The 1,252-nt window shown below is 72.7% G+C and carries 1 protein-coding gene; it reads right to left on the bottom strand.

The features are described from left to right. On the bottom strand, window positions 1–1,116 hold a 1,116-nt coding region (locus AOK22_RS38940; RefSeq protein ID WP_244165290.1), incomplete at its 3' end, for a glycoside hydrolase family 3 protein. Window positions 1,117–1,252 lie beyond the last annotated feature (136 nt).

The following is a 1,252-nucleotide window of genomic DNA, read 5'->3' as shown; positions in this document are numbered from 1 at the left end:
GGGGTGAGGGGTTCGGTCGGTGTGAGGGGTCCGGTTCGTCTGGTCTGTCCGGTTCCGGTCCGGGAGGTCGAGGAGGTCGTCCAGGAGGCCCACCTTCGCCTTCATCCTCAGGACGCGCAGGACCGACGCGTCGACGCGGTCCTCCGTCAGCTCGCCCTCCGCGACGGCCTGGAGCACCGCGTGCCACGCGACCTCCGGGTGCGGCGGGTTCAGGAGCTGGTCGACGCCCGCCTGGAGCGCGCGTACGGCCACGCGGTCGTCGCCGTACTTCGTGCGGACCCCGCGCATCGCGAGCGAGTCCGTGGAGATCACACCGTCGAAGCCGAGTTCCTCGCGCAGGATGCCGGTCAGGATCGGGCGGGAGAGCGTCGCCGGGTCGCCCGACGGGTCCAGGGCGGGCACCACGATGTGCGCGGTCATCACGGAGTCGACGCCCGCGGCGATCGCGGCGCGGAACGGCGGGGCGTCGAAGCGGTCCCACTCCTCGCGGGTGTGGTGGATGCGCGGCAGTTCCGTGTGGCTGTCGTCCGTCGTGTCGCCGTGGCCGGGGAAGTGCTTGGCGGCGGTGGCGATGCCGGCGCTCTGGTAGCCCTCGATCTGGGCGGTCACGAAGCCGGCGACGGCTTCGGGGTCGGCGCCGAAGGAGCGTACGCCGATGACCGGGTTGGCGGGGTCGACGTTCACGTCGGCGTCCGGGGCGTGGTCCTGGAGGATGCCGAGGGCGCGCAGTTCGGTGCCGGCGATGCGGGCGGCCTCGCGGGCGCGGTCGTGGGAGCCGGAGGCGCCGAGGGCCATGGCGCCGGGGAGGAGGGTGGCGGGGGCTCCGACGCGGGCGACGGCGCCGTGCTCCTGGTCGACGGAGATCAGGACGGGGACGGTGGGGGAGGCCCGGCGGATGCCGGCGGAGAGCTCGGCGATCTGGTGGGGGTCGCGGGTGTTGTGGGCCCAGCCGAAGTAGAGGATGCCGCCGAGGTGGTAGCGGGCGATCAGTTCGGCGGCGTCGCGTACGCCGATCTCGCGGAGGTTGGTGTCGACGTCGGCCTGGTCCGGGTCGGTGGCGGTGTGGCCGTACACGTGCATCACGAAGAGCTGGCCGACCTTCTCCTCCAAGGTCATCGTGGCGATGAGGGCGCGGAGGCGGGTGTCGAGGTCGGGCACGTGGGCTCCCTGGGGACCGGAGGAAACTTTCAGGTGCCAACCGATATCCCGAAGATTTCTGCCGGTCAAGGGAGGGGCGGGGTGGGGCGGGCCG

It is taken from the genome of Streptomyces silaceus, from assembly GCF_001419745.1.
Taxonomy (GTDB): Bacteria; Actinomycetota; Actinomycetes; order Streptomycetales; family Streptomycetaceae; genus Streptomyces; species Streptomyces silaceus.
Note: the sequence above shows the minus strand (reverse complement) of the source record. Positions and strands in the feature narration are given on the sequence as shown.